21 protein-coding genes and 3 riboswitches are annotated in these 22399 nt (G+C 57.2%); of the genes, 5 read left to right on the top strand and 16 right to left on the bottom strand.

The annotated features are described in order from the left end of the window. The first annotated feature begins 140 nt into the window (after positions 1-140). A complete protein-coding gene (locus tag BA190_RS08405; RefSeq protein WP_068285117.1) occupies positions 141-1703 on the top strand; it encodes a glucan biosynthesis protein in 1563 nt (520 codons plus the stop codon). Positions 1704-1857: 154 nt separating this feature from the next. Here BA190_RS08405 and BA190_RS08410 read toward each other — a convergent pair whose 3' ends face one another. Further along, complete coding sequence (locus BA190_RS08410; RefSeq protein WP_068285119.1) at positions 1858-2319, bottom strand: MarR family winged helix-turn-helix transcriptional regulator; 462 nt, start codon at positions 2317-2319, stop codon at positions 1858-1860. A 267-nt stretch (positions 2320-2586) separates the two neighbouring features. On the opposite strand from BA190_RS08410, the gene BA190_RS08420 reads away from it, so the two are divergent. Next, the gene (locus BA190_RS08420; RefSeq protein WP_202908442.1) at positions 2587-3813 is read left to right on the top strand and encodes a chloride channel protein; all 1227 of its coding nucleotides are present in this window, start codon (positions 2587-2589) and stop codon (positions 3811-3813) included. A 19-nt stretch (positions 3814-3832) separates the two neighbouring features. Here BA190_RS08420 and BA190_RS35175 read toward each other — a convergent pair whose 3' ends face one another. The 7 genes from BA190_RS35175 to BA190_RS08450 all read right to left on the bottom strand — a co-directional run bounded on the left by BA190_RS35175 (position 3833) and on the right by BA190_RS08450 (position 11771). Then, positions 3833-4576, bottom strand: a complete 744-nt coding sequence (locus BA190_RS35175; RefSeq protein WP_202908443.1) for a DUF4336 domain-containing protein — start codon at positions 4574-4576, stop codon at positions 3833-3835. A 93-nt stretch (positions 4577-4669) separates the two neighbouring features. Next, positions 4670-5116 carry an invasion associated locus B family protein gene (locus BA190_RS35795; protein ID WP_156771412.1) on the bottom strand — a complete coding sequence of 149 codons (447 nt, stop codon included), beginning with the start codon at positions 5114-5116 and terminating at the stop codon, positions 4670-4672. A 480-nt stretch (positions 5117-5596) separates the two neighbouring features. Further along, on the bottom strand, positions 5597-5974 hold the full coding sequence (locus BA190_RS08430; RefSeq protein ID WP_068285125.1) for an SPW repeat protein: 378 nt from the start codon (positions 5972-5974) through the stop codon (positions 5597-5599). Between the two features lie 145 nt (positions 5975-6119). Beyond that, on the bottom strand, positions 6120-7073 hold the full coding sequence (locus BA190_RS08435) for an ABC transporter permease (RefSeq protein ID WP_068285127.1): 954 nt from the start codon (positions 7071-7073) through the stop codon (positions 6120-6122). After that, positions 7063-7998, bottom strand: coding sequence for an ABC transporter ATP-binding protein (locus BA190_RS08440; protein WP_068285129.1), 936 nt, complete (start codon positions 7996-7998; stop codon positions 7063-7065). Before BA190_RS08440 ends, BA190_RS08435 begins: the two co-directional genes overlap by 11 nt. Beyond that, positions 7998-9224: an NEW3 domain-containing protein gene (locus BA190_RS08445; protein ID WP_082979573.1), complete on the bottom strand. Its 1227-nt coding sequence runs from the start codon at positions 9222-9224 to the stop codon at positions 7998-8000. The genes BA190_RS08440 and BA190_RS08445 overlap by 1 nt, the downstream gene beginning before the upstream one ends. Before the next feature lie 126 nt (positions 9225-9350). After that, the gene (locus BA190_RS08450; RefSeq protein ID WP_156771413.1) at positions 9351-11771 is read right to left on the bottom strand and encodes a penicillin-binding protein 1A; all 2421 of its coding nucleotides are present in this window, start codon (positions 11769-11771) and stop codon (positions 9351-9353) included. A gap of 897 nt (positions 11772-12668) precedes the next feature. On the opposite strand from BA190_RS08450, the gene BA190_RS35180 reads away from it, so the two are divergent. Together BA190_RS35180 and BA190_RS08455 are read left to right on the top strand one after the other, a co-directional pair. Next, positions 12669-13334 (top strand): cytochrome c oxidase assembly protein, encoded by a 666-nt coding sequence (locus BA190_RS35180; protein ID WP_082979574.1) that lies wholly within the window; start codon positions 12669-12671, stop codon positions 13332-13334. A 268-nt stretch (positions 13335-13602) separates the two neighbouring features. Then, positions 13603-14328 (top strand): DUF4336 domain-containing protein, encoded by a 726-nt coding sequence (locus BA190_RS08455; RefSeq protein ID WP_068285133.1) that lies wholly within the window; start codon positions 13603-13605, stop codon positions 14326-14328. 470 nt (positions 14329-14798) lie between these two features. Here the strand turns inward: BA190_RS08455 and BA190_RS08460 are convergent, their stop codons facing one another. Both BA190_RS08460 and BA190_RS08465 read right to left on the bottom strand, forming a co-directional pair. Continuing rightward, positions 14799-15938, bottom strand: a complete 1140-nt coding sequence (locus BA190_RS08460; protein WP_202908444.1) for an MFS transporter — start codon at positions 15936-15938, stop codon at positions 14799-14801. A gap of 65 nt (positions 15939-16003) precedes the next feature. Then, positions 16004-16231: a hypothetical protein gene (locus BA190_RS08465; protein ID WP_068285136.1), complete on the bottom strand. Its 228-nt coding sequence runs from the start codon at positions 16229-16231 to the stop codon at positions 16004-16006. A gap of 38 nt (positions 16232-16269) precedes the next feature. Further along, positions 16270-16330: riboswitch (Fluoride riboswitch) on the bottom strand. Positions 16331-16422: 92 nt separating this feature from the next. After that, a riboswitch (Fluoride riboswitch) is annotated at positions 16423-16487 on the top strand. Between the two features lie 112 nt (positions 16488-16599). On the opposite strand from BA190_RS08465, the gene BA190_RS35800 reads away from it, so the two are divergent. After that, on the top strand, positions 16600-16803 hold the full coding sequence (locus tag BA190_RS35800; RefSeq protein WP_156771414.1) for a hypothetical protein: 204 nt from the start codon (positions 16600-16602) through the stop codon (positions 16801-16803). Positions 16804-17033: 230 nt separating this feature from the next. On the opposite strand, the gene BA190_RS08470 is transcribed toward BA190_RS35800, so the two are convergent. From BA190_RS08470 to nuoB, 6 genes are all read right to left on the bottom strand, one after another. Next, the gene (locus BA190_RS08470) at positions 17034-17924 is read right to left on the bottom strand and encodes a universal stress protein (RefSeq protein WP_156771415.1); all 891 of its coding nucleotides are present in this window, start codon (positions 17922-17924) and stop codon (positions 17034-17036) included. 103 nt (positions 17925-18027) lie between these two features. Then, positions 18028-18087: riboswitch (Fluoride riboswitch) on the bottom strand. 122 nt (positions 18088-18209) lie between these two features. Continuing rightward, positions 18210-18854, bottom strand: a complete 645-nt coding sequence (locus tag BA190_RS08475) for a hypothetical protein (RefSeq protein WP_068285140.1) — start codon at positions 18852-18854, stop codon at positions 18210-18212. Between the two features lie 27 nt (positions 18855-18881). Next, positions 18882-19226, bottom strand: a complete 345-nt coding sequence (locus BA190_RS08480) for a DUF190 domain-containing protein (protein WP_068285142.1) — start codon at positions 19224-19226, stop codon at positions 18882-18884. Between the two features lie 12 nt (positions 19227-19238). Then, positions 19239-19613 carry a fluoride efflux transporter CrcB gene (gene crcB / locus BA190_RS08485; protein WP_068285144.1) on the bottom strand — a complete coding sequence of 125 codons (375 nt, stop codon included), beginning with the start codon at positions 19611-19613 and terminating at the stop codon, positions 19239-19241. Between the two features lie 16 nt (positions 19614-19629). Beyond that, positions 19630-21609: a proton-conducting transporter membrane subunit gene (locus BA190_RS08490; protein WP_068285146.1), complete on the bottom strand. Its 1980-nt coding sequence runs from the start codon at positions 21607-21609 to the stop codon at positions 19630-19632. After that, a complete protein-coding gene (gene nuoB / locus BA190_RS08495; RefSeq protein ID WP_068285149.1) occupies positions 21602-22390 on the bottom strand; it encodes an NADH-quinone oxidoreductase subunit NuoB in 789 nt (262 codons plus the stop codon). Before nuoB ends, BA190_RS08490 begins: the two co-directional genes overlap by 8 nt. Positions 22391-22399: the final 9 nt, after the last annotated feature.

The raw sequence follows: 22399 nt of genomic DNA on the forward strand, positions 1-22399 counted from the left end.
TCTGCCGGCAAACTATCCTACTGTTGCTTTCAACTACGCGAGGCGACGCACCGAACTTGCCAAGGCGAACGGCTTAGGTGGTCGTATCGCTCGGAGCAGAGCCGTCAAGGCGAAAGCATAGCGCAATGGAATCTCGGAAAATGAGCTCGGAGGAGCAGTCCGAGCTCATGAGCAGGCGAGGCGTTCTGCAATTGGCAGGCGCCTCCCTGGTTGCCATCACAAGCATAGGCGCTGTAGATGTGCGCCAGGGCGCAAATGATTTCAGCGTCGATGTGGTCAAGGCCAAGGCCAGGGCACTCAGCCGCGAAAAACACGTACCGCCCTCATTCGATCTGCCATCTTGGCTTGATCACTTGAACTACGACGAATATCGAAGCATCCGGTTTGTCACAGATCAGTCGCTCCTCGCTGATGGACCGTCACGCTTTCGGCTTCAAATGTTTCACCGGGGCAGTGTATTCAAGCGTCGAGTCGACGTGAATGTCGTGAAAGGGACTATCGTCCAACCCGTCGCCTATTCCCCGACATACTTCAAGTCAAACCAAGTCGACAAATTTGCTTCTCTCCCTAGCTCAATTGGATTTGCAGGAATCCGCATTCTTTGGCCGCTCAACAGCGACACCAAGTTCGATGAGGTCATATCCTTCCTCGGAGCAAGCTACTTCCGATTTCTGAGCAGAGGCCAACAATATGGGTTGTCGGCCAGGGGGCTGTCGATCGGATCGGGCTTACCTGGCGAAGAATTTCCCTATTTCAGAGAGTTTTGGATCCGGGAGCCGGCCTTTGATGCAGACGCAATTGCGATCTATGCCTTGCTTGACAGCCCCTCGGTAACGGGATGCTTTGAATTCGAGCTGGCTCCTGGGACTGCAACGCAACTGCATGTGCGAGCGACGCTGTACCCCCGTCGAAATCTGTCAGGCATGGGCGTCGCGCCACTGACATCGATGTTCTTCTTTGGTGAAAACACACTTCGGAAACCCCGCGATTTCCGGCCGGAGGTTCATGACTCCGATGGATTGGCCATTCATTCCGGATCGGGCGAGTGGATCTGGCGCCCTCTTCGAAATCCACCTTCATCGTCGATGTCTTCGTATGTCGACAGCGGGACTCAGGGCTTCGGATTGCTCCAGCGCGATCGTGTTTTTCGCAGTTATGAGGACCTGGAGGCCCGCTACCATGCGCGACCAAGTTACTGGGTGGATTTTGGACACGCTCTCGGCAGCGGCAGGGTGGTGTTGACCGAGCTTCACGCTCGCAAGGAGAGCGAAGACAATATCGTGGCGTGCTGGGTTCCTGACGAGCAACCTGCCGCTGGTGGCGAGAGCCATTTCAGCTATTCACTCATCTCCGCGGTAGGCCCCCTACACGGCGGCGGTCGCTCCGTTGGCACGTTCGAGTCCAAGGCGGGCGTTGCGACGGCGAAGGGACGGGAACAAACGATCCGCTTCATTCTTGATTTTCGAGGCGGTGCCTTGGGCTCCAAAAATCTGGATGTTGCCAATGTTAAACTCGTTGCATGGGCATCGGACGGTCAGGTCATTCGAAGCAGCGTGCAACGAAACCCTGAGATTGCCGGCATTCGTGCTTCCTTCGATGTAGAACTGCCTATGGTTGGCGGTACCGAGTTGAGGGCATTTCTGAGATCCGGCAAGGACGTTTTGACGGAAACCTGGTCATACCGACATGACGGTGTCGATTGAGCGGGTCAGGCTGGGGGTGATGCCTGTGTCTCCAGGCATCTTGAGTGAAGCACGCCAAAACTTGTCGGGATCGGATGTGACTGACCAGTCGCCAGGAGGAAGCTGACGAGTGGATTTGGCTAAGTGAATCCCGAACTTAGCCCGCGGAGACAGCCTATTGAGGTGGCTGCATCAGATCCTGAAGGGTCCCAACGAAATTCGCTCCGGCACGCCGCAGTTCCTCGACGTGGACGGAGGCGAGCGAGCGAAGGTGCTCTTCTCCGATATCGGTGAGTGAAATGAACACCCGTCGCTTGTCGTGGGAATCAGGGACGCGCGTAAGCAGGCCGAGCTTGGCCATTCGATTGACAAGCGAAACGGCCGTGTGATGGCGAATGAACATCAACTCGGCAAGATCGCCCACTGATAGAGGCTCGTGGCGTGAGAAGCCCTTGATTGCAACCAAGGCTTGGTACTGATGAGGTGTAACCCCGGCCTTCGCTGCGGCGTCCTCCGAAAAGGCGAGATATTTTCTGATTTCGTAACGAAACCGGGCCAGAGCATCGTAGTTCACCTCGCTCTCTTTCCCCGTCGAACGCTTGGTGGCGGGACGCGAAGGGCGTTTGTCCTCGGTCATGACTTACTCCCAGACACAACTGGCATCGCGGCTTGAGGTGCCCCTCTCGGCGGCGTATATCGAACTTCGATGCATTATCGGCGGCTATAGGACTCTGGTCGCTCTTGCTTTGGAGAAGGTCAAGTCGTGCCAGCCAAATTACAAGGGGAGCACCCACCATATCGTTCTGACGAGCCTTTGCGAGGGGGCAAAGGCGGCCTTCGGGTGAAAGCAAGGGGCCTGCCCCTGCTGTTGCGTCGGCGAACGGCAACCACGGTTGGAGCCGTCGTGCTCGGGCTCGTCGCACTTGCGTTTGCCTGGCTTGCAGACGAGGCTTCGCGCTTGTTCCTGTTACTCGTTGATCGGGCCCCCTATTCACCGTTGATCATCACACCACTCGGGCTGGCGGCACTCGTGGCGCTCACACAACGCCTCGCGCCTGCCGCGCGTGGCTCTGGTATCCCTCAGGTCGTCGCCGGGGCGGCGGATCCGCGGCGAGCGATTGGCGCGGGCCTCATTTCCATGAAAACCGCTATTTTCAAATGTGCAGGAACCGTTGCCGCCCTGCTGGTCGGCGCTTCCGTAGGGCGCGAGGGACCGACCGTTCAGGTCAGCGCCGCGATCATGGCTTATGTTCACCGCACACTCAGGATCGACCTTTCATCGGCTGTGGTAATCGCGGGGGGAGCCGCCGGCGTATCGGCGGCCTTTAATACTCCGCTTGCCGGTGTTGCCTTTGCCATCGAGGAACTGGCCGCGTCCTATCAGCAACGTCTGGCACTCCTTGCCATGGCAGCGGTCATGATCTCCGGGCTGGTCAGTCAGGGAATCGCTGGTGACTATGTTTACTTCGGCGCCGTCCATCAGATGATCGCGTTCCGTCTGGCTTTGGTCGTCTCGTTGGCGGCCGGCGTCATTGGTGGGCTATTCGGAGGCTTCTTCTCGCAAGCGGTGATCGCCTTTGGCAGCACCTCTTGGCGACCGGTTGCCTTTATGCGCTCCCGGCCGATCGCGTTGGCTGCCGGGTGTGGTTTTGCAATCGCTGCGCTTGGCATCGTGACAGGTGGCGAGACCTGGGGGGCGGGCTATGATTCTGCCAAAATGTTGGTCGAGTCGCAGTCCCAACCCTTGTGGTTTGGTCCTGCGAAGTTTCTGTCGACTTTGATAACCATGCTCAGTGGTGTTCCCGGAGGCATCTTTGCCCCCTCCTTGGCTACCGGAGCGGGTGTCGGCAATCTATTGTCGCTGTTTTTCCCCGGCGAACCACTTGGAGCGGTCGTTATTTTGGGCATGACAGGCTACTTCGTCGGTGTCGTGCGGGCGCCGCTCACTGCGGTGCTGATCATTGCGGAAATGACGGACAGTCGCGCGATGATCCTGCCGCTGCTGGCGACCGCGATTATCGCGGATGGCGTGTCGGCCTTCGTCTGCCCGCAGCGGCTCTATCACGCCTTGTCCAAGGCCTTTACCCTTCGTCCGGCGCCTCAAAAACCGGAATCAACAGGGCAGGGATAGATATTCGATCGACAAGTCGTCAGAGTACCCAACGAAAAGCTCGTTTGAGTTCGTTAAGGCCATCGCGGTCGTAGCAGCGCCCATGTGCGAGTATAATTCGCTCGGGGTTCCACTCGATCATTCGTCGAACCGCCGAACGAACCTGATGCCGATGTCCCAGGAAGTTCAACTGCATGTCGTAGGGCGCCTTCCCGTCTGGATCGGATGCGCCTGCGAGCCGAATGACCCAGCGCAACCATCGAGCGTGGATTCGACATGGCTCGAAATTCTCAATGAGGTCCGTGAGTATCAAGGTCCGGCTGGGACGATGGAAGAAATCGACCTCCGTCAATAAGGTCCCGCACACGAGACATTGCGCGATTGAGTCTGCCCATGCTCGAGGCGCTGTCTCACCGAGCTCTTCGTCGATTCTTGTCGGGCGACGTGTTTTGGCGACGAGGCCTGGAGGGCCATAGCTACGGGCGGCCGGGAAGCCCTTTTGCCAATCCGGCAGATGCCAATAATGCAATGTGTTGGGAGCAATGAGGCAGGTTACGCGGCCCAGTTGCGCCACTGCGGCTGCAAGACAATCGTGCCAGGCGATGGGTGAATGAACCCAGATCTCACCAGATGGCAGGCGTATCACCGTCATGCGTGTGGGAAAAGGTATCGTCAGTCCAAGACTGCGCATGTGTATTTCCGGACCGTCGGCGATCCATACGTTTTCAGCAAGTTGCTTCAGGCTGTTGAGAGGCAAATACGGTGAATGGGCTTGCATGGGCATGCTCCGCCTTCAACGGTGATGATTGCCAATCGAATGGGGCGCTGTTGCCCGCGATCTTGCCTTCGATCCCGATCGACTCGGGACCGAAAGCGCCTAGCGACAATTGCGCGATGCCAGATCCCAGGCTTTGGTGAAACCAGTGAGCGAGAAAGTATCGATGTTGCGATGTCCACGGCCAGTCAACGCCACAATGGTCAGTTGTTGGCCTGCTTTCATCAACTCGACAATCCTGCCCTGATCACCGTCGTTTTGCGGCCAGCCATTCTCGCCTTTCCCATAGACCATGAAACTGCGTCCTCCGATCTGGAGGCTATGCGAGCTTCCTGTCCGGAGGGAAAATCCCAGGGAGACAGCAATTTCTGGCATTGCAGCCCTTCCCGCATGATGGGTGACGAACATGCTGCCGGGATCTCGGCGCAGGCCATCGGGGCTTCTTACTTTCGGAACGGCTTGTACGTAGCAATCAAGGGTGTTCGACCCCTCCACCGAGTAGACCTTCCAGTCCCCGAATGTGCCCATAAGCTGCGGCGATGCCGCCATTGCGGGCGCCAAACTTCCTCCGACTAGGACAGCGATGGCCGCAAGGAGCCGAGGCCACATCAAATAACGACGCCATCGCATCTTGGCAGGCATAAAGGCCGTGATCTTCGTTGGGCAACGAGGCACACGTTTGGCGGCCGGCATTCCGTGGATTCCTTGCAAGAAAGGGGGCATTGACCACTTGAGAGCGTCGACGCGAGTGCGCGGCTCGGCCCGGGACCTGCGTTGCCTAAGGAGGTCGTCTGCCCGTGTAAGAAGCGAGCCAATCTATATCGAAATTCGATATAGATTGGCAATCGGGGCGAAGCCAGAGTCGCTGCCAAGGTAAATGATCGGTTGAACGAGGATGGCAAGTTCGAAGCTGTGAAAGCCGCGTGTAAGATGCGCTCGCTATCGCCCTCTTTTCAGCAAGGTGGACCTCAAGGCGGCTATGTCGAGGTCAGAAGCCTTGCTGTAGTGCACGGGATATGACGTCAGCTGTCATTGCTTGGTGGCAACCGGAGAATGTCTGAATGACCACTCGGCCCAGAGTGACACCGCGATCGTCAGAAGACCTATGACGCGGTGAGCCCAGGCGATGAGAAAATCCGTCCCAAAGCCGAGGAGATGCGGGGCGAAAACGAGCCAGAGCCCAAGCGCGGTCGTGACCCATTCTTCCCACTGGGAAATCTGGAACAGCGACGCTTCGAAAAGAGACGCCGCGGCGAGATAGGCAAGCAGGATGGCCCCCAGCCAGGCGCTCCAACTCGCTGCGTGATCGCCGGTGCCGGCAATCCACGGCATGACAAAAAGAGCGAGCGCAAGGACGCCGAGAAGCCAATCCTGCGCGCTTTTATTCTGCCAGATCCTACGGGGCATTTCGTCCTCCAACACTGACGCCAGACGAGTTCGAAAAAGGAAGCCAAATATATCGAATATCGATATATTTGGCTTGTTAAAATGCCGTAATGCGAGACGGCACCTGCTTTGATCGAGGCGTCGTCCGTCGCGCTGTGCTTCCCGATCAGGCCCTAACTTCCTGGCGCTGGAAGGCGATGTAGGCGATGGTGTAGACCAGCACCATCGCCGCAATCATTCCGGACAGCTGCGGCCAGATCAAAAGAATACTTTGCCCGAACGGAAGCGGCGAGCCGATTACCGCCCCCTCGAGTTGACTCATGAACACGAGCCCGAGGGAACGGGTTGCCGGATTGAGGAGGGCGCTGATCGTCTCGCCATAGAGCGTATTCGGCGACAGACGCGCAATCATGTGCGAGACCTCCATCTGATGGACCGCCGTCATCGGATCATAGGGATTGACCGGAGCGATGAAGCTGGCCGCCAGTGGTGCGATCATGCCCCAGAACAAGGTGAACACCAGCCACAAGGTCAGCGTCGCGAGCGCTGATGTGGCGGGGGAGCGGAAGATCGTCGAGAACAACAGCGCCACCGCCAGCCACACGCCTGCATAGGCCAGTGAAGCCAGGAGAAACGCGATGCCGCGCAGGACTTCCTCACCCGACGGAGGCAGGCCCAAAGTGAGAATGCCCATGCCTGTTATCAGCAGCCACAGAACGAGGAGGCAAATGCCGATGACCGTCATCCCGCCCAGGAATTTTCCCGCCAAGAGCGCGTCACGATAGATGGGTTGGGACAGGATACGGCTCATCGTCCGGCGACTATACTCGCCATTCACCGCGTCAAATCCCAAGGCGATGCCAACCAATGGCAACAGGAACCCGAGGAAGGCGACGAAGGAAGGTAACGGTTCGCGGGCGGTCGTCAGCAGGCGCAGGAAGAGAAATGGATCTTCGCCGACATTGGCCTTGATCTGACCGATCGCGCCATAGATCGCGCCGGCCGCGGTGAGAATCACCAGTAGAGTCACCAGATGCATCCTGGCGCTCGTCATATGATCAGCGGCCTCTTTGAGGGCTACAGTCGACGTCCCGGTAAAAGGCGAGCCTTCACGCTGCATGGGTCACCTGTTCAAAATAGCGGACATAGACATCGTCGAGGCTGGATCTTTCGGAGGAAAGACGGCTTAGCATACCTCCTGCCTGAATGATCGTTTTGGCGATTTCGTTGCGCAGGTCTCGGTCAGCCTCGACGCGCAATACGCCGGATGCCGACGAGGATATCCGGGTGACGCCAGCGATGCGACCCAGCAGGGCTTCTGCCTGGCATCCCTGCGCTTCCACTTCCGTCACACCGAAGCCCCCAAGCACCTGCCGTGCAAGGTCGGGAACACGCCCTACCAATCCCGCCTTGCCGCGATGAAACAGGGCAACGCGGGAGCAGACCGCCTCGACCATGTTGAGCAGATGCGAAGAAAGGATCACCGTCATTCCTTCTCGCGACAGCCGGCCGATCAATTCGAGCAGGTCCTGGGTCGACTGCGGATCGAGACCGGCAGTCGGCTCGTCCAGGATCGCTACCTCGCATGCCTTGACCAGCAGCTCGGCTATTCCCAGGCGTTGACGCATGCCGCGGGAAAAGGTTGCGACGCGCCGGTCGGCCACATCGCTCAGGCGTACTCTCGACAGGGCCGCATCGATACGAGGCTGCAGTTCGTATGTCGCAATCCCGCCCAGTCTTGCGGTGTAGGTTAGGTTTTCTCTTGCGGTGAGGTGGTCGTAAAACCCAACGGCATCGGGCAGATATCCCACTTTCCGCTTCACCTTGAGCGGTTCGCGCAAGGGATCGAAGCCTAGTACGCGCACGTGCCCGGTACTGGGTTCGGTCAAGCCAAGGAACAAGAGGATGCTCGTCGTCTTTCCCGCGCCGTTGGGACCGAGCAGGCCGAAAACCTCGCCTGCTTCGATGGTGAGATCAAGCGCATCGACCGCAATCGCCTGGCCATAGCGCTTGGTGAGGCCTTTGGCCTCGATCACCGGGGTCATCAGCGCCGACCGTAGCGCGTCACGGCAAAGCCGAGCACGAGGACGGCAGCCGCAATGACGCCGAGGCCCGCTGCTCCCCAGACAGTCGAGGTCACCACCGTGACTCGGAAATCAGCGTTGTCGTAGACGCCGTCCCCCGATGCACGGACGTTCACCATGTAGTCGCCCGCTATTGCCTGTCCCGAGGGCGTCAAATGAAGGGAGACTTCCTGGCTGGCGTTCGGAGCGAGTGCATCGAGGGACTTGGGTTCGAACTCGGCTTTCCAGCCCGTTGGTGCCCGCGCCGTCAGCGCCACATTCTTTGCCGGCGCACTGCCCGAATTGGCCAGGGTGAAATTCACATCCGTTTCCTTGCCGGCCACTGCTCGTCCGGACAAGCGCCCGTCGGGGCCGGATACATTGATCTGTGGCTGCCCGGTGATGTCGAGGCCAAGTTGTGTCTCGCCTTTCGCCTTTGCGCTGGTCGCAGCGACCCCCACGCCATATTGACCGGCAGGTATGGTCTTGGGCGGGGCGATGGAAACCTTGAGTGTCTTGCTCTCTCCCGCTTTTAGCGGCAGGCTAGTCAATTCCTGGCTGCCATATTGCTCCTTGAAGGTTGCGACGAAGCCCGGGGGTGTCGTGGCAATCAGGTTGAACGCCCCGGCATCAGGGCTGTCATTCTTGACCGCTACATTGAAGTCGAAGCTGGACTTCGACGTGCCGCGAAGCGCGGGAAGATCGGGCTGCAGGGTCACCTTGGCTGGAGACTGGCTTGCTAGCGTCATGGCGATCGGCAGACTGAGGGCCTGCCCATCATTGGTCTTTCCTTGTACGATGAAGTCGTAGGTTCCCGGTTTCGCATCCTTGGGGGGCGTGAGCTTCAGGGTGAGGCGCTGGTTTTGGTCGGGGGTCACCATCGCCGACGAAATGGGCCTGCCGCCGCCGGAAAGCTCCCATTGCCAATCCTTTGGCAGGCCGGTCAGGGAAAAAGACACGGTGGCGAGGGGGCGATTGACGTTGGATAAGGTGATGTCGAGCCTGGCGTCGTCGCCGATACGCTCGGTTAGCGCAGGAAAATCCGTAGCCAGCCAAAGACCGGATGGCTTTCCTGTTTGGTCCTGGGCCAAGGCTGGCATTCCAGCCGACAACAGCGCTCCCGACAAGACGAGCGACGAAGCCAGAAGGCGGATTCGCATGGTGGGTTTCTCCCTATGTTTTACCCCATGCCTCCCAGCATCAATCATGTATAAATTCAAAATTGGCGAGATTTTGTCACGTAATTTCTAAAATAAATTAAATAATTTTAAAATTAACTTTCGATAATTTCTTAAATTATTTAATTGATTAATTTCAAATTTTGCTCATTTCGTTCAGTACAGATCGCCGGTACCCAGGGAAACGCTGCGGCCACCTTGTTGCAACGAGGCATTGATGGGGCCATTGTCTGGTGGCGCCGTGCCGATCTTGAAGGCCTCCAGCAATGAGCCTTGTTCATTGCCGGCTCGCTGCCCTGTGCGTGGATTGACGGTGATCAGTTTTATTCCGGCCGGAGGTTGGAACGGCTCGGCAGGTGTCCCTGCGAGAGCGGCCTGCATGAACTCTCCGAAGATGGGGGCGGCCAATCGCCCACCTGTCGCGATGCGGCCCAGGGGACGCGGTACGTCATAGCCAAGATAGACGCCGGCGACCAAATGCGGGGAGTATCCGACGAACCACACGTCTTTGGAATCGTTGGTGGTCCCCGTCTTGCCGGCGATCAGCCGGCCGAGGGATTTCAAGACCCTTGCCGTCCCCCGCTCCACGACGCCCTGCAGCATGGACGTGATCTGATAGGCCGTCGTGGAGGGCAGCACTTGCTCTGTGATGTCGACCAATCGGGGCTCATCTTGCCCGGTCCAGGAGGGAGAATTGCAGTCCGGGCATTGGCGCTGGTCGTGCCTGAAAATGATGCTCCCATTGCGATCCTGGATTTCATCCACCAACGAAGGCGTTACACGCTTCCCACCATTGGCGAGCATGGCATAGGCGGTCACCATGCGCGTGAGCGTTGTCGCGCCCGAACCCAGCGACATGGCGATATAGGGCGGCAGGTCGTCGTAAATTCCAAATCGGCGGGCGTAGCGGGCAATCAGGGGCATGCCGATCTCCTGCGCAATCCGGACTGTCATCACATTTCGGGACCATTCCAGGCCAAAGCGCAGTGGACGTGGACCGTAATATTTTCCGCCATCGTTGGCTGGGCTCCACAAAGGCTGTCCGCTACCTGGGTCGATGCTGATCGGGTCGTCCGAAACGATGGTGGAGGGCGTGTAGCCGTCATCGAGCGCTGCCGCATAGATGAAGGGCTTGAAGGAGGAACCCGGCTGACGCCACGCCTGTGTGGCACGGTTGAAGTTGCTGTATTGGAAGGAAAAGCCGCCATCCATCGCAAGGATGCGGCCGGTCACGGGGTCCATCACCACGATCGCTCCCGATATCTCCGGTATCTGCCGAAGTTCGAAGGAACCGCTGTCTTTGGCCGAGGGAGCGACGTACACGACGTCCCCAGCCTTGAGGACATCGTCCACGCTGGCCACGGAATGGCCGCCGAACGAATGCACCCAGCGCACACCGTTCGAGTTGATCGTACCGGTGCTGAGACGACTGGCTTCCCGCGGCTTGCCTTCGGGAGTGTGACGCAGGCCTATCAGTGCCGTGTCGTGATCGACCTTGAGCACGACTGCCAGTTGCCAGGGCGCGACATCGTCGGGCTGATCCAATCCTGTAAGTGCTTTGTGCCAATCGTGACTTGGATCAAGATGAGCCACCGGACCACGATAGCCCTGCCGCTGATCCCAGCGTACCAGGCCATCAATCAGTGCTTTGTGAGACAGAGCCTGCAGGCGCCGGTTCAGGGAGGAGCGGATCACCAGGCCGCCCTCATTGAGCTCGTTGGCGCCATAGCGATCGCTCACCTGTTTGCGGATATCTTCGGCGAAATATGAAACACCGTTGGAATGGTCCAAAGGGACATGGCGGCTCGATGCCACCAATGAAGCCTGAGTAGCTTGAGCGGCTTGGTCGAAAGTGATGAAACCTTCATGTGCCATACGGCCGATCACCCAATTGCGGCGGGCAATGGCAGCTTCACGATTCCGGACCGGATCATAATTGCTCGGAGCCTTGGGCAGGCTCGCGAGATAGGCCATCTGCGCAACGGACAGGTTCTTCAGCGATCGTCCGAAATAGTTCAGCGCCGCCGCGGCCACACCGTAATTTCCAGAACCAAGATAGATCTGGTTCAAATAAAGCTCCAGAATTCTATCTTTGGAATAGGTTTGGCTAATACGAAGAGCCAGGATTGCTTCTTCGAGCTTGCGTCGATACGAGACTTCGTTGTTCAAGAAAAAGTTCTTCACAACCTGCTGCGTGATCGTCGATGCGCCCATCGGTCGTCGATTGGAGCCATGTTGGCTCAGATTGTTCACGATCGCGCGGACAACGCCAAGCGGGTCGATGCCGGGATTGGAATAGAAGCCCTTATCCTCGGCGGCCAGGAAAGCATCGATGAGTGTCTGGGGGATCAATTGGATCGGCACGAAGATTCGACGCTGCTTGGCATATTCCGCAAGGATTGAGCCGTCAGCGGCGTAAACCCGCGTCATGATCGGCGGCTCATAGTTTTGGAGTTGCCGATAGTCGGGAAGATCCTTGTTGATGCTGGCAATCACGCCGCCCACCAGGGCCGCTGAAGCCAAAAGCGCAAGCGTAAGGCTGGAAAAAACGAAGCCCAGAAAGCGTATCCAGATCATTTTGTGGGCCCCGTCCGGCGCATGGAAGCGATGACTTCCGGCGACATAAACGATGGCAAATTCGTATCGAATTTCGACATAACTGCCGAATTAATTTTCAGTAATACCGATGGTGCGGCGAGGTAGGGGAGCTTGCGCTGGCTCAGGTGGGCGAACTGAGCCAGCGGACGGTTCTCCTTGGCGGCAATCGGCAGAGCCCTTGGTCCGAACGCTCTTCGGGCGCCACTCGCATCCACGCGATCCTCACTGTCACGGTGGAGCGGCTCACGCTACCGGCACTTGCTATGCCGCCATATTCCGACTGTCGACATCAGCCTTCCCCGACTTCGCGTTGCGGCGATGTCGTCGGTGGGTGTCCTTTGATTGCGATATAGATGCCCTGTGGAGCCTATTGAAAGCGGTAGAGCTGCCTTATGATCTTGCGTCTACTTGAGCCTTGTCCGCGTTTGCTGGGACGCCCGCCATCAGTTCCCTTTCGCTTGTAAGACCTTGGAAAATCCACAAACACGCCCCGATCAGAATGACCGCAATAACGAAGACGGCGATTGCGGAACAGTCATCCCGGTCCATGACAGTCGACCACCATTCTTTAGGGCTCTCACGAGCATGTTTGGCCCCCCATTTCATCTCCGTTCGAATGCCAGCGAAGTAAGGCCTAGAAACCAATGCCACACAATGAGGGGCAAAGCATGGCAGGCAGGGCCAGGAGGCCTTGACGGTGGTCGCGAATGGAATCTATTATATCGATAGTCGATATAATTTCTAATTCCCGTGATGGTTAAATACGATTCGACTTGGTACGATATATCAGATTAATGTCAGTTTATTAAATATATTTTTCTATTTGGAAAAAATATAACCAGTATTATAAATATATTTTATGGCATCGAGGGTGTTATGACTTCTATAAGCAAGGGTGTTCGACTGACCGTGTTGCTCTCTTGCGCATTTGTTGGCAGCATGCTTGTCACAGTGTCTTACGCACCCGCGCTTTACCGGGCATTCTGCGGAGCCACTGGATTCGGTGGGACGACAAGAAGGGCGACCGGTCCGATCGCCAATCATAGTGCCTCCGTACCTCATACCTCGCTTAAAGTGACGTTTGATACCAATTTGGCACCTGGCCTCGACTGGAGTTTCAAACCCGAGCAGCGATCGGTCACCGTTGATGTCGATTCACCAACCACGGTCTATTTCGACGCCACGAACAATTCCGGAAAAACCGTCGTCGCCCGCGCAGTCTACAATGTCACTCCGTCGGCAATTGCGCCGTATTTCTACAAGATTCAATGCTTCTGTTTCACTCAAGAGCGGCTCGAGCCAAAACAATCTGCCAGAATGCCGGTTGTGTTCTACATTGATGACAACATGCTCATCGATGCAAGCGCAAGGGGGGTGCAGGAACTCACTCTTTCATACACTTTCTATGGCCAAAAGGACATGCCACCAGACAAGGTTGCAGCGGTTAGAGATCTCAAAGCAGGGTCTGATCGAGAGATTAGGCAAGGGCTCAGTCCAAAAACTCAATATGAGAACGTAACTAAGCGGCAGCAGTGGCCATAGTATAGTTTATTGCAAATAAAATTTCATAAAAATTCCTTCCAAAGATATAAAATAGTTATTGTGAATTAAAAAAATTATGAACTTATATGGTAGTGTCTGTGCTGTACATTTCTGGCTTTCGCGCGGAAACGGGGGCGGAGATCATTTCCACTGATCCGCAACTCATCGTCCGCCTCCTCTCAACGCCGCTTGCCTCACTTAAAACACACCAACCATCGGCCGTATAGTTGGCACAGCACACCTTTGTGGGTGCCGGCGAGGAAACGAGATGGCCCTCACCAGCTACGTCTCCGATCAAATATGGCTTTGCACCTATCCTATTCGACTGGCGGGGACGAAGTTCGAAGCACGCATGACGACGATCCGGCTCACCTCTGGCTTGGTCATGCTGCATTCGCCCTGCCATATCACTGCATCCATAGCCGAGGAAATCTCGGCAATTGGCTCGGTGGGCCACATTGTCGTCCCTGGAAATTTTCACCATTTGCACGCATCCTCGGCGCAGATCGCATTTCCTAGTGCAAGCACGTGGATCTGTCCGGGTATTGAAAGAAAACGGCCCGACCTAAAGTACGATGGCGTTCTCGGTGACGTAGCGCCTGCGGGCTGGGCGGGAGAAATTGACCAGGTGCTGGTGCAAGGGACGCGCATCATGCGTGAAGTTGCAATGTATCACCGCGCCAGCCAAACGCTGATCCTTGTTGATCTCATCGAGAACTTCACGGATGCGACACCCAACACAGGGGGAGCGTTGAAGTTGTGGTTTAAATATGTGTTGCGGATGTGGGGGAAGCCTGGACCAGCGCCCGAGTACAGGATGGGGGGGAACGATCAGGTTTCACTGGCGAAATCGCTCCGACGCATACTGGCCTGGGACTTTCGACAGATTGTGTTGTCGCACGGCGATCTAATCGATCAAGACGCACATGAAGTTGCGGCTGCCGCCTGGTCGAAAATTCTCGGCTTCGATGATTTTTCTGCTCGGGGAGCCTGAACTTAACTTCTCCCATGGCGGACCTGGGGGAGAGGGTGATCGACCTTGCATTTCGTAGCGATTCGAACATTCCAGAATATTCGGTCATCGATGAGCGTCTGTTGAGATTGAACCGCTCCGAGTTTGCCAGCGGCCATATCGTTTAGATTCAGGACTTCGGTAACGGACGGGGAGAGCGAACGTGAGAGCGCACCCGTGCAAGACATCGCTGCCATCGACCCGTCTTTAGATCCACTGGGGCCGGACGGAGTCGATCACAGGCTGGTGAAACATCAGACCACTCTACATTAGGCGCTCCTTATCGGAGGGGGCTAGGCGCGGCCGATAGGCCGCAGGGGACTATTGGACACGACAAGGTCTTTGCTGCTGCGGCCATTCCTCGCCGACTGTTCATCCGGATTGTCTCAACCTAGGCCGACTGCGCGGTGCAACGGGGGGAGGACGCCACTGAGTCAGCGACCAATTCGCAATTATGAATCGCTTTTATCGTGACAACGACCAACCCAAGCAAAGAATGGTGCCGCTGCTAGCTGAGTGGCGACGCAAAATGCGATCGTTGCTGCTAACGACAGATCATAGAAAAAGCCGATAGTGACGCTGCCGATGAACCAGAAAACGCCGTAGCCGGCAGTGAATAGGCCGAATGCCGAAGCCCTGAGGTGCTTCGGGACCATAGGCGCGACCGCTGCCGGGATGATGGATTCGTGGACGCCCATGCCCACGCCCCAGATCGCGGCGCCGACAAGAGTTCCCCAAAAGTCCCCAAGGAAGACCAATGGCGCAAAAAATGCCGTCGTAACCGTTAACGCGATCAGTACGCTAAAACCGAAGCGATCGAAAAGACGGCCAAAGACAAGTGCCCCCATACCGCTCACCGCCATGGCAATCGCATAGAAAACTGCGATCCAATCGGCTGGAACAGTCTGTGTCTTGCTGAAGTGGTAGGCAATGAGAGGGTAGTCGGCGAAGCCCGCGGCCACCAAGGCAGCGCCGCTCAGATAGATCCAGAAAACGCATGGCAGGGCCTGTCCACTGGCACCGGATGATGAACCTTCAAGATCTTGCGGTCGAGGGTAAAGCCAGCGAGCCAGTGCCACAAAAGCCAGGTTGATCAAGGCAGGTAGAAGAAGCACGGCAAAAGCCTCGTGATAGGCACCCTGGTGAGCAAGAACGGTGGCGACCGTCAGCGGCCCGAACATCGCTCCGAATTGGTCCATGGCTTCATGGATGCCAAAAACCAGGCCATATCCCCCGACTTGTTTAGCAGCATGTGAAAGCATGACATCCCGTGGAGGATTTCGGATAGCTTTGCCAGTCCTCTCGAGAATGATCAGGATCGCTGCCTCGGGCCACGCGTGCGTGAGGGCAAGCGCTGGTACCGAGGCCATCTGGAGGACGTAACCGACGATTGTAATCGGCCAGAATTGACCGGTCTTGTCCGCTAGGCGTCCAGAAACCAGCCTCAATCCAAATCCCAGCAATTCCCCGAGCCCAACGACGATGCCGATGATCGTTGCGCTTGCGCCGAGGAATTCCAAATAGGGGCCCAGAATGGCTCGCGACCCCTCATAGGTGAAATCGGCAAAAAAGCTCAGGACGCCGATCAGCAATACAAATCGCGTGGCACGTCGCCGAATGTCGCCGTGCGGGGAAGGCTGGTCCAATGTCGCGCGTCTCATAGGGGAAGGCTCCGCTCGTCCGGCGTCCCCTTGGCATTTGCTCGCGATGGACCTGAGGTATTGGATGCGTTGTGCCAGCTTCTTATCTGCTTGGAGGCGCGCTCGAGGAGGGCCAGCAATTCGGCTTCGTCAACATTGTCCGCCTTCATGATCTGGCGGATGATCGGCTCCGCCAAGAGCTTGCAAAAGTCAGGATCTTTGGGTGCGTGTGGATCATTGCCCATGACACTCCTGCCTCGACGAGCCTTTCGGCTCGATTTCGATATTGGCAGGAGTCATCAGCCACTATGGCACTTAAGGGAGACTCCATTCCCGAACGCAACAGTACGGGAACAAATTGCAAGGCGCAAGGTCATCAATCAGAACGATAGGAAAGCGAAAATAAGCTTGAATTTTTGCGATGCGGCGCTATCTTCTGAGAGTTGGGAATGGAGTTCTCCCATTATAACCGCCCTTAGGGCTGATGACTCCTGCTGCAAGAACTGCAGCGGGAGTCTGTGATGACCCCGCCGCCGGCGGGTTTTTTTATGTCCTGTGCCCGCCCAGGTCTTTGATACTTGCTTACTCTGAAGCAAAGCTTGGGAGATTGATTATGTCTGAGATTCCTTGTCTCGAAAGCAACAAAAAAATAAATATTTCCTTAGATTCATCTTCCGAAAACAAACCGATAGAGCGCCAAGATATTGATACTATTATGAATAAATTGGAAGAGATGGAAGAAAAAATAGCATACCTTGTCTCGAAAGTGCCCGGAAGCTTTTACGATGTCGCTTTTCCATTTCATAAGCGACGCTAAGCCAACGCTATCGAGTAGTTGATCAGGATGCTGCAGCCAGTGACCTTAGAAGGCACCGGGTTCCAGCCTTTCATGCCGGACCTGGGGCTTTCCCATGGCTAAGCGGCCTCGCCCGATTGTGTTGCCCTTCCTGATACTCTGGCTCATGTTCGGGATAGTGGTTCTCATGAGTATTGGTGCGGGGTGGTTAGGCGAATGGCTCCTGCATTGAAGTAACGGTACGTCTGCGCTCAATGCGAAAGGAAAACCGGCAGCCGGGATCGATGGAGAATTTCGCGGGTCACCCCTCCAAATATCCATTCGACCAATTCTCCAAATCGATAGGCCCCCATCACCAGAGCGTTGGCACGGAGTACCCCAAGTTCTTGCAACAGACGGTCGGCAACATGTTCTCCAGGCGCGGTGCGAAGGTGGATCGCATGGGCAATGATGCCGTAGCTAGCCAACAGTTTGATGGCTTCGGGTGTGTTGGGCGTGATGCTAGGCTCGTCCACAGCGACAACGCTGACGGTGGAGGCCGCCCGAAGCCAGGGAAGGGCGCCCAAGATCGCGCGACGTGCCTGGGAACATGGTTTCCAGGCAATCGCAAGGTGGCGACCAAGATCCGTTGGGACCGGCATTTGAGTTGGAACAAACAAGACCGGGCGATGGGTATTAAAGATTGCCGCATGCAACGCGTCGACCGAGTCCATGTTGTGGGGAGCCGCGATGACGATCAGGTTCGCGTTTTTCGCTTCCGTGACGAGGGTGGGGGCAACGGCGCCGACCCGTTCGACCCATGAAAGATTGTCAAGCTGCGTAAAAGCGACCCACTTGGCGACCGTGAAATGCACATTTGCCATGCGTTGCAGAGCCGAGCCTTCCAAGGCCACGCGGAGCCTTTGAAGGCAAATTTCTTCTGGAGCCGCAACAAGATGACTTGGATCTGCACAAATATGCAGTGCGACCACAGATGCTCGACTGTCGATTTGAGCTGCCTGCTCAGCAACGGCAAGGCAGCGTCGTGCAGTTTCGGCTTCCTCAACGACGGCCAGGATTGTGAATTGGGTGCCGAACCCAGAACGATGGCTCGGCGTTTGGTTGAATTCCGGGCTTTTGATCGATTCAGGCGCATCTATCATGACGACCTCCGAGCTGGATGCCCGATACGGTTGCTCAGCAACCGCTTTGATCGTCGCAGGAGGATTGTGAAACTGAGGGCACAACTTCCTACTACGTCGACCTCGCGTAGTAGGAGTCATCAGCCTCTCGGCGGTTTCGGGGGACTCCATCCCCACCACCTAGATCATACCGCCAAGCTGGGTTTGCGGCAAGAAGACGAATTGGGCTCACACAAGACGCAACGGCCATGGCAACACGAGTGGCTTCGAGAAGCCAGCTGGATAGGTTAGTGGCTCACCGCTCCTTCAACCATGCCTGCGTGTGCGACCTCGGCGAACAGTGGGTATGCGCTGGCATTGACCTACGATCATGCCTGCTATCGAAGACAGGTTGATTGGAAGATAAGAACGAGCCGGAGATTCCGACTGGGCGTACAGGCACAGGGCCTCGAAAGGGGACAGCGTCCTCGGCGGGCCGAACTCAATCAGTTGCCCACCTGAATAGCGCAGATTCAGATCGAGATAGAGGCCGCCGAAACTGCGCCTTTTTGCCCCCGCCATGACCAGGAAGGCGTTAGCATAATGCGCAGAATGAATATCTTTATAGGCTTGATGATAAATGGGTCTCAGCTCGCCGCGAAACTTTTGTAGGCCAACGACAACGGCATCTGGCAAAATTCCATAGACTCGTAGCAGCAATGCCAAGGCGAGTTCCATAAGATCATCGAAACCGTAGATTATGCGACGACGTGCACTCGGTCGCTCCGCCGGCGCATCGAACGGAACGCCGAGCTTGCGGAGAGATTTGACATAGTAATTGAAGGTCGAACGCTTGACGCCATTGGCAAAACCGAGGTCGGTGAGCAGCCGGATGACTTGGCCGTGGGTAAGCGCGACCTCGGCCAGCGCGATATCCGGGAGGCTGTCAAGCTTTAGCTGCTGCTTGGGCATGAGCGTTTCCCCTTGTGGGGTACGGCTTCAGTGTCGCTTCATCGGCAGGGCCGCAGTGCCGTACCGTGTTGCTGTCCACGACACGATATGTCCGCCCGGAACCAGATCATCGAGCAGATGGATAGCTTTTTCCGCGATTTTCGGTTCATCGAAAAACTCGATGACGAGAGGCAGATCGACATTCAGGCGAAGTATGTCGTCAGCCCGCACTTCGCCACCTGCGCCGAAGCCGGCGATACCGCGGAAGACGGTCACGCCCTGCACCGCATGTTGATCTTGCAGCAGTGTGAGGATCTCCTGCATCAACGCCCTGCGCCGGCCGTGCTCGGCTTCGCTCAGATAGATGCGTACCATCAGAATTTCGTTTCCCATCAACGCCTCCTGTTAGAGATTGCGCGCGATGTAGGCCCCGCCGAATGCTGCCAGAAAGCCAAGCGCTACGGACAGCAGGACGTAGAGAAACGCTTTCAACATCTCTCCTCCTTCGGCCAGGAGAACGGTTTCCATCTCGAAGGTCGAGAAGGTCGTATAGCCCCCAAGCACTCCGGTCAGGATGCCGGTACGCAAAGCAGGCGAGAGCGTGAGGCGTTCCAGGGTTTCTATAAAGAGGAAACCCATGAGGAAGCTGCCGATCACATTGATGCTCATCGTCGCGAATGGAAAGTCTCGGCCATAGACCGATTGGACGAGGTTCGTTTGAGCATAGCGCGCCCAGCATCCGAGCGTGCCTCCGATTGCGATGGCAATATAGGTCAACATGCCGCTGCCTCGCTCGCTATACCAATGTCAGCCCCAAGATGAGGACCAGAAGGATTCCGATCAGTCCAAGATAGAAATTTAGATAGCCGGACTGCAGTAGCCTCAGCCTTCCGGCGACGATACGCACCGCATGTATGGCCGGCTGAAACAGCCAGGGGCCGAAGACCGGGGCAACGTCATGCTCAAACACCAGCTTGCGTACGAAATATCCGCCGGCATCGGCCTGACGTTCGGTATCTTCGGTCGGGCGATAGACAAAACTGTAGAAGGTCCGCATGGCATTCGAAAAGGTGAGAGCCGTCGTTGCTGCCTTGGCCATGTCGGGCGTAAGCCCGCCGTACCACACGGGCGAACGCCGCACCGGATATCGCTTGCGGCCCACGACCAGCGCTATCGGGATCAGGGCCAACAACGGCATGACGACAATGAGAAGGCTTGGCGAGATGAAGGCAAACTTGGCCGTCAGGGGCACCAAAAGCAGACCATCGTGCATCTGCCTGGAGACGGAGGTCCCAAATCCAACGGCTGTCGCATGGTCCAGCGCCGAAAGCCATGCGGGCATACCGACACTGGTCAAGAGTACCGCCAGCCCCAGGAAGCCCACAGCGAACGAATAGGTCTTGGCAATTGCAGGCGAGGAGGCGCCGGCTGCCCGGCCCAGAAGGCCGATCCCGAGCACCTTGACGAAAGTTGCAAAAGCGACAGCTGCCGTCAGTGCCAATCCAGCGCCAGCGAGTGCTAGAAGGAGCCGTCCACCGAGATTGGGCAAATGGAACCCCTGGAATAGCGTCTGAAAGACAAACCATTCACTCATGAATCCAACAGTCGGGGGCATTGCGGCAAGGCTCATGGCGCCGACCAGGGCACCAAGCCCAAGCAGCCATGGGGCATTGGCGCGGCTTGGTTTGATCGCATAGTCGCCATTGCCCAGGCGAAGACCATCGGCGGTCAGGAACATTGCCCCCTTGGCGAGGGAATGGCCGGCCAAATGCAAAAGAGCGACGGTCCAGGCCAGGCCCGCCAAATCGTAAAGACGGTAATTGCGCAATAACAGGGCAGCCCCAAGAGCAACGACTGCGATCGAGGCATTCTCCGCGGATGAGAAGCTGAGCAACTCGCGCCAGTCATCCTGCTGGAAAGCATAAAGTATGGTCAGGATGGCACTGACCGTCGCGACGACGAGGACGATCGTGGCCAATATCGGAAATACGCCATCGGGAGAGGGGGGAAGCCAGTCCAAAAGGGATCGCGACAAGGCGAAGAAAGCCGCGTTCATGACGACGCCGGAAAGGATCGTCCCTGAGGCACCACTTCCAGAGGCATAGGCACTCGGAAACCATTCGTAGAACGGCAATAGGCCCAATTTGGCGCCGAACCCGAGCAGGACAAGCAGGCCGATTCCGATCTGGCCGGTAGGCGATAAGTTGGCCGCGTGAGCGGTGAAGGCGGCAAAATCGAGGGATCCGGTTGCCACTGCCAGAACCGCGACGACCAGCATGAGCGCGATTGCGCCCAGTTCGAGCAGGGCCAACATGAACAAGACAGCCCGCCCTCGCATCGGGGCCATTTTTTCAGACAGGATCATCACGGCGCCACCGAGGCTCATCGCTTCCCAGGCGATGAGAAGAGCTGCCCCGTTCTCCAGCCCGAACACGCCCAGTGCACTGATCAGGCTCAAGGCCACGCCAAACTGCCATCCGCCCTGCCCCTCCGCGGATGGGCTCCCGAGTGCACAGGCGACAACGGCCGGCACCAACCCAAAGCCCAAAAGCCAAAGAGCCTCTGGCCGCAGGTGGAAGGTTACGATCTCACCTGCGATGTGCGTTGGAAGCGTATACGGTGCTGTCCCCGCCGGCAGACTTAAGATTGCTGCAAGGATGGCCGCGGCCGCGCCGACGACCAGCAGGTCCCGGCCGACCCGGATGCGTTGGCTAAGACCACAGATACCAGCACCGATCCAAAAGATGACGGTCAGCAAGAGCAGGGCATTAGCCATGGACATGTCCTCCCCTGACGCGTTGCGGCACCCTGTCCAGAAACATCAGAAGGGCTTGAATGACGGCAGCCGGATTAGGGGGACAACCAGGCAGATAGACATCGACCGGCAGAATGCCCTCGAGGCCGCTCCCGCAGGCATAATTGCCGGCCGGCAGTCCGCCCGACACGGCGCAGGTGCCAACTGCCATCACCCACCGAGGCTCCGGCATCGCTGCGTAGGCGGCCTGCAGGGGTTCGAACATGGCCCGGGTGATCGGACCCGTTACTAAAAGCAGATCGGCAAAGCGCGGGGAGGGGGTAAAGAAGATCCCAAAGCGATGCAGATTGTAGAATGGGTTGTTCAATGCCTGAAGCTCTGACTCGCAGCCATTGCACGACCCTGCGTCGACGTGACGGATGTGCAGACTGCGACGAAAGGCGGCTTTCTGGCTCTCGGGCTTAGCCGACACGCTTTTTGTATCGCTCGACCACATCAGATCGTTGCGTTCGCGTGATCCAAAGGCCCAGTCATTTGATGGCGTCATTGCGCCGGTCGGACAGACCTCCGTGCAAAGCTGGCAGACGATACAGCGTCCATAATCGACCGACAGCCCTGTTTCCTCGCGCGAGATTGCGTGGGTAGGACAGGTGCTGGCGCAGGCATCGCAACTTTCTTGGCAGGCTTTCGGATCGTAACGTGGCATGCCGAACACGCCGTCCTGGCCATCGGAGCCGCTGTCACCCGGCCAGGAGGTTGTCGCCTTTCCACTTGCCAGCCCGAACAGGGTCCAGAATGTCATGGAGGCCTC

The sequence above is a fragment of the Labrys sp. WJW genome (genome assembly GCF_001676615.1).
In the GTDB taxonomy this organism is placed as follows: domain Bacteria; phylum Pseudomonadota; class Alphaproteobacteria; order Rhizobiales; family Labraceae; genus Labrys; species Labrys sedimenti.

Coding starts and splice junctions, on each gene's coding strand:
- BA190_RS08445 (WP_082979573.1), bottom strand. CDS start 9,224: ATGATTGATGCTGGGAGGCATGGGGTAAAACATAGGGAGAAACCCACC.
- BA190_RS08450 (WP_156771413.1), bottom strand. CDS start 11,771: ATGATCTGGATACGCTTTCTGGGCTTCGTTTTTTCCAGCCTTACGCTT.
- BA190_RS08435 (WP_068285127.1), bottom strand. CDS start 7,073: ATGCAGCGTGAAGGCTCGCCTTTTACCGGGACGTCGACTGTAGCCCTC.
- BA190_RS35180 (WP_082979574.1), top strand. CDS start 12,669: ATGACTTCTATAAGCAAGGGTGTTCGACTGACCGTGTTGCTCTCTTGC.
- BA190_RS35795 (WP_156771412.1), bottom strand. CDS start 5,116: ATGGCGGCATCGCCGCAGCTTATGGGCACATTCGGGGACTGGAAGGTC.
- BA190_RS08465 (WP_068285136.1), bottom strand. CDS start 16,231: ATGGGCAATGATCCACACGCACCCAAAGATCCTGACTTTTGCAAGCTC.
- nuoB (WP_068285149.1), bottom strand. CDS start 22,390: ATGACATTCTGGACCCTGTTCGGGCTGGCAAGTGGAAAGGCGACAACC.
- BA190_RS35175 (WP_202908443.1), bottom strand. CDS start 4,576: ATGCCCATGCAAGCCCATTCACCGTATTTGCCTCTCAACAGCCTGAAG.
- crcB (WP_068285144.1), bottom strand. CDS start 19,613: ATGTTGACCTATATTGCCATCGCAATCGGAGGCACGCTCGGATGCTGG.
- BA190_RS08410 (WP_068285119.1), bottom strand. CDS start 2,319: ATGACCGAGGACAAACGCCCTTCGCGTCCCGCCACCAAGCGTTCGACG.
- BA190_RS08405 (WP_068285117.1), top strand. CDS start 141: ATGAGCTCGGAGGAGCAGTCCGAGCTCATGAGCAGGCGAGGCGTTCTG.
- BA190_RS08490 (WP_068285146.1), bottom strand. CDS start 21,609: ATGGCTAATGCCCTGCTCTTGCTGACCGTCATCTTTTGGATCGGTGCT.
- BA190_RS08430 (WP_068285125.1), bottom strand. CDS start 5,974: ATGCCCCGTAGGATCTGGCAGAATAAAAGCGCGCAGGATTGGCTTCTC.
- BA190_RS08455 (WP_068285133.1), top strand. CDS start 13,603: ATGGCCCTCACCAGCTACGTCTCCGATCAAATATGGCTTTGCACCTAT.
- BA190_RS08440 (WP_068285129.1), bottom strand. CDS start 7,998: ATGACCCCGGTGATCGAGGCCAAAGGCCTCACCAAGCGCTATGGCCAG.
- BA190_RS35800 (WP_156771414.1), top strand. CDS start 16,600: ATGTCTGAGATTCCTTGTCTCGAAAGCAACAAAAAAATAAATATTTCC.
- BA190_RS08475 (WP_068285140.1), bottom strand. CDS start 18,854: ATGCCCAAGCAGCAGCTAAAGCTTGACAGCCTCCCGGATATCGCGCTG.
- BA190_RS08470 (WP_156771415.1), bottom strand. CDS start 17,924: ATGATAGATGCGCCTGAATCGATCAAAAGCCCGGAATTCAACCAAACG.
- BA190_RS08480 (WP_068285142.1), bottom strand. CDS start 19,226: ATGGGAAACGAAATTCTGATGGTACGCATCTATCTGAGCGAAGCCGAG.